Source organism: Zhongshania sp., assembly GCF_041623545.1.
Lineage (GTDB): Bacteria > Pseudomonadota > Gammaproteobacteria > Pseudomonadales > Spongiibacteraceae > Spongiibacter.
On sequence record NZ_JBFJWS010000237.1, the window covers coordinates 1 to 5,006 of the forward strand.

4 protein-coding genes and 1 pseudogene are annotated in these 5,006 nt (G+C 53.8%); 3 read left to right on the plus strand and 2 right to left on the minus strand.

The genetic code is table 11. The features are described 5' to 3' along the window. Both ABYT30_RS15360 and ABYT30_RS15365 read right to left on the minus strand, forming a co-directional pair. Nucleotides 1-813 (minus strand): ArsR/SmtB family transcription factor (locus tag ABYT30_RS15360; protein ID WP_373097380.1); only part of this gene is annotated, 813 nt, incomplete at its 3' end. Between the two features lie 87 nt (nt 814-900). Then, a pseudogene (locus tag ABYT30_RS15365) lies at nt 901-1,338 on the minus strand (low molecular weight protein-tyrosine-phosphatase). Between the two features lie 197 nt (nt 1,339-1,535). On the opposite strand from ABYT30_RS15365, the gene tkt reads away from it, so the two are divergent. From tkt to pgk, 3 genes are all read left to right on the plus strand, one after another. Further along, nucleotides 1,536-3,533, plus strand: a complete 1,998-nt coding sequence (gene tkt / locus ABYT30_RS15370; RefSeq protein WP_373097381.1) for a transketolase — start codon at nt 1,536-1,538, stop codon at nt 3,531-3,533. Then, the gene (locus ABYT30_RS15375) at nt 3,533-4,552 is read left to right on the plus strand and encodes a type I glyceraldehyde-3-phosphate dehydrogenase (protein ID WP_373097382.1); all 1,020 of its coding nucleotides are present in this window, start codon (nt 3,533-3,535) and stop codon (nt 4,550-4,552) included. The genes tkt and ABYT30_RS15375 overlap by 1 nt, the downstream gene beginning before the upstream one ends. Nucleotides 4,553-4,644: 92 nt before the next feature. Beyond that, nucleotides 4,645-5,006, plus strand: a 362-nt coding sequence (gene pgk / locus ABYT30_RS15380; protein ID WP_373097384.1) for a phosphoglycerate kinase, incomplete at its 3' end; no start/stop codon positions are given.

The following is a 5,006-nucleotide window of genomic DNA, read 5'->3' on the forward strand; positions in this document are numbered from 1 at the left end:
TAAATCGCTCACGCAGAATAAGCCGCCGGGCTTTAATAAGCGTGCGGCGTCTTTAAAGATATCGGCGGGGGATGGCACATGGTGTAAGACCATATTGCACACCACGCAGTCTGCGTTATTGGGCTGCAATTGTTCGCTGCGGCTGTCGCCGAGAATCAGCGCGACATTGTCTAGTTGGTGTTGATGGGCGAATTCACTGGCGCGATTGAGCATGGCCTGGGCATTGTCGACCGCCACTACCTTGCGGTAATGCGGAGACAGTTCGGCTAAGAAGGCACCTTCGCCGGGGCCAATTTCAATGGCGAGCTCGCCGCCTTGGGGCTGGCTATTACGCAATAATTCCATACAGCTTTGGCCGTAGACATTAAAGGCGACCATTTGCTCTTGCTGCTCGCCGAATTCGCTGGCGTGCTCGGCGAAAAAGGCCTGACAGCGTTCGGCGCGTTCGGCGTAGACCTGCTGCAAGCGCTGCTGCTGTTCGAAATCCAGTTGAATAAGATCGGCGCTGCTTTGTAGGGCGTCGTGCAGCGGCGCTAAATCTGGGAGCGCGGCGGCGTAACTGCGACGATAAAACAGGCTATTTCCTTCGCGCCGTTTGGTGATTAAACCTGCTGCCGTCAGTGTTTTAAGGTGGTGACTCATCCCTGATTGCCGGCAATCAAGAATGTGGCAAAGCTCCTGCACTGAGTACGCATCGCGGCTTAAGACCCGCAAAACCTGTAGGCGCAGCATATCGCTGCCGGCCTTGCAGAGTTGCAATAGCTGGTCGTTGCTCGCGGATATCGCGGTATTGGCTGGGCTCGCAGAATTCATGCGGCGCAGTGTAGCAGGGTTTTTAACTATATCAAAATATATTGATATAGATTTCGTCGGACGCCAGATCCCCGGCGTCCGACATGTTTACAAATACTTCAGCCAATCGTCGGTAAATTGATCAATCTGCCCGTAAACATGCTCAAAAGCTTCCATGCTTTTGCGATAGGGGTCGGGGACCGGTTGATTTTATGACCACTTGCCCAGTAAAAAGGTTTTGCCGCTAACCTGCGGGGCGAGCTCGGTAATGCCTTTAATGTGGCGTTGCTCCATCACCAAAATCAGATCTGCTTTTAGCAAAAGCTCGGCGGTGACCTGGCGGGCAGCGTGGGGGCTGGCATCAACGCCCTTTGCGCTGAGAATCTGCCCAGCGCTGGGGTCGATTGGTTTGTCGACCAAAGCGCCGAGCCCCGCTGAATGAATGACCACGTTAGGTTTGTGGCTGAGCTTGTGTTTGAGCAGGTATTCGGCGGTGGGGCTGCGGCAAATATTGCCAATACACACCATTAAAATATTGTTGAACATGGGGTTTTAGACCTGAATCGTTCCTTGAGGCCCTGATTTTCGCCGCCGACTGCGTGCAGCGCAAGTAAATTGGCCATTTTTACGGTTCTGCCATTTGCTGTCTGGCCGCCACTAGGGGAAAATACCGCCTCTTTATTGCCTGCTTAAGTTAGTGCGTAAGTCATACTTAAGTCACCACCCTGATCTAGGAGCCATCGATGCCCTCACGTAGTGATCTCGCCAATGCCATTCGCGTCTTAAGTATGGACGCAGTTCAAAAAGCCAAGTCCGGTCACCCCGGTGCGCCGATGGGTATGGCCGATATCGCCGAAGTCTTGTGGCGTGACTATTTGCAGCACAATCCCAATAACCCTGAGTGGGCTAACCGCGACCGTTTTATCTTGTCCAACGGCCATGGCTCGATGTTGATCTACTCGTTATTGCACCTCACCGGTTATGATCTGAGCATTGAAGATCTGCAGCAATTTCGTCAATTGCACAGTCGCACCCCCGGTCACCCCGAATATGGCTACACGCCCGGCGTTGAAACGACTACCGGTCCCTTGGGGCAGGGTTTAGCCAATGCTGTGGGTATGGCGGTGGCCGAAAAGATATTGGCCGCGCAGTTTAACCGCGACGGTCACAATATCGTTGATCACTACACCTACACCTTTATGGGTGACGGCTGCATGATGGAAGGCATCAGTCACGAAGTGTGCTCGCTGGCCGGCACCTTGGGGTTGGGCAAGTTGGTGGCGTTTTATGACGACAACGGTATTTCTATCGACGGCGAAGTAGAAGGCTGGTTTACCGACGATACCCCGGCGCGTTTTGAAGCCTATGGCTGGCATGTAATTGCCGATGTTGACGGCCACAATAGCGCCGAAATTGCCCGGGCTATTGAAGCCGCTCGCGCCGAGACTGACAAGCCAAGCCTGATCTGCTGTAAAACCGTCATTGGTAAAGGCTCACCAAACAAACAGGGCAAGGAAGAGTGTCACGGCGCGCCACTGGGTGATGCTGAGATTGCACTGACTCGCGATAGCCTTGGTTGGGCCCACGGCCCCTTCGAGATCCCTGAAGAGATTTACGAAGGCTGGAATGCCCAAGAAAAGGGTAAGGCGGCAGAAGCGGCTTGGAACGAGGCCTTTGCCAAATACGCAGCAGAGTTCCCCGATTTGGCAGCCGATCTTAGTCGGCGCGTTAAGGGTGATTTGCCCGCCGACTTTGCAGAAAAGGCCAATGCCTTTATTGCCCAGTGCCAGTCAGATGCTAAAGAAGTGGCTACCCGCAAAGCCTCACAGCTGTGCATTGAAGCCTACGGTGCAATGTTGCCTGAAATTCTGGGCGGCTCAGCCGATTTAGCCGGTTCTAACTTAACAATGTGGAGCGGCGCCAAGCCAATCGACGCCAAAGACGCCAGCGGCAACTACCTGCACTACGGCGTTCGCGAGTTCGGCATGTCGGCGATGATGAACGGTATTGCCCTGCACGGCGGCTTCATCAATTACGGCGCCACCTTCCTCGTGTTTATGGAATACGCCCGCAACGCGGTGCGTATGGCGGCCATTATGGGCCAGCGGGTGATTCATGTTTACACCCACGACTCCATCGGTTTGGGCGAAGACGGCCCAACTCACCAGCCAATCGAGCAAATCGCCAGCCTGCGCGGCACCCCCAATATGTCACTGTGGCGACCCTGCGATATGGTTGAATCAGCTGTTGCATGGAAGGCGGCGCTGGAGCGTGCCGATGGCCCAAGCGCGTTGATCTTTACCCGCCAAGCACTGCCGCATCAGCAGCGCGATGCTGCGCAGCTGGCGAATGTCGCCCGGGGCGCCTATGTATTGAGTGACTGCGACGGTGAACCTGAAGCCATTATCATTGCCACCGGTTCAGAAGTGAAGTTGGCCATGGCCGCCCAGACTGTATTGGCTGCCAAGGGCAAAAAGATTCGCGTCGTGTCTATGCCATCTACGGATGTGTTCGACAGCCAAGATGGCGATTACCGTGAGTCAGTTCTGCCTAGCAATGTTCCTGCACGGGTTGCCGTAGAAGCGGCGCACCGTGACTACTGGTACAAATACGTGGGTTTGGATGGTCGTATTATTGGTATGGATAGCTTTGGCGAGTCTGCACCTGCTGAAGCGCTGTTTGAATACTTTGGCATTACCACTGACGCGGTTGTTGACGCCGTTGAGGATTGCCTGAGCTAATGTTGCGACTGGCCATAAACGGATACGGCCGCATAGGGCGCTGCGTACTGCGCGCCCTCTATGAATCACCGCTGCGCGACAGTATGCAGATTGTGGCGATTAATGAGCCGGCGGACCTTGCGACCATTGCCCACCTTACCCGCTACGACAGTACCCACGGTCGTTTTATGGGTAAGGTGGAGTATCGTCACGGCAGCTTATTAGTGAATGACGACGTCATCGCAGTGAGTCATCACGAAGATTTGAATGCGCTGGACTGGACTCGCCACAATATCGATGTGGTTTTGGAGTGTTCGGGGGTGGTGAGTCGCTATACAGATTTGCAAGCCCATATTGAACAGGGGGCGCGGCATGTACTGCTGTCACAACCTGGCGAGCCGGGTACGCCAACGATTGTCTATGGCTTAAACCACGGTGAGTTAGATCCCGAGCTGCGCATTGTCTCCAATGCCTCGTGTACGACCAATGGAATTGTGCCAGTTATCGATGTGCTTAATAAAGCATTTGGCGTGCGTTCGGGTTGTATTACCACGATTCACTCGGCGATGAATGATCAGCCAGTCCTCGACGCTTATCACCACACCGATCTGCGCAAGACGCGTGCGGCTGGATTGTCGATGATTCCGGTCGATACGGGTTTGGCGGCGGGTATTGGTCGCATTATTCCCGAGTTGGACGGTTGTTTTGCGGCGCGAGCAGTGCGTATTCCAACCCACAATGTGTCTGCAATGGAAATGACCGTGAGCTTGGCGGCGTCGGTAAGTGCAGAGGATGTGAATGCGGCATTGCGCATGGCGGCAAATGGGCGTTTGTTCGGTATTCTCGGATACAGTGATGAACCCTTGGCCTCTTGCGATTTTAACCACGATCCGCGTTCGGCCATTGTCGATGCGGGGCAAACTCGGGTCGTGGGCGATTTAGTCAGTATCTTTAGTTGGTTTGACAATGAATGGGGCTACGCCAACCGAATGTTGGATGTCGTCGCTCATTGGTTGAATGAAACCGGCGGAAATAAATAGGCAGTAGAAAATTTAAGTATTGGTATTGAAAACGGGTTTTGAGTATTGGTAAGGCTCGCGAGGGCCGTGGGAAAACGAGCAGGGAACAAAAGATGAAAGTCATTAAAATGAGCGACGTGGATCTCGGCGGTAAACGAGTACTCATTCGCGAAGATCTTAATGTGCCGATCAAGGATGGTAAGGTAAGCTCTGATGCGCGGTTACGTGCGGCGTTGCCAACATTGAAATTGGCTCTAGCGGCGGGTGCGCAGGTCATTGTCATGTCCCATCTAGGTCGACCTACGGAAGGCGAGTTTGAAGAAAAGTATTCTTTAAAGCCGGTCGCCGATTATTTAGGTGAGGCGCTTGGGCAAGACGTTGCACTGCTCAGCGACTGGCAGAATGGTGTGGATTTGGCTGATGGTCAGCTAGCTCTGCTTGAAAACGTGCGCTTTAACAAGGGCGAGAAAAAAGA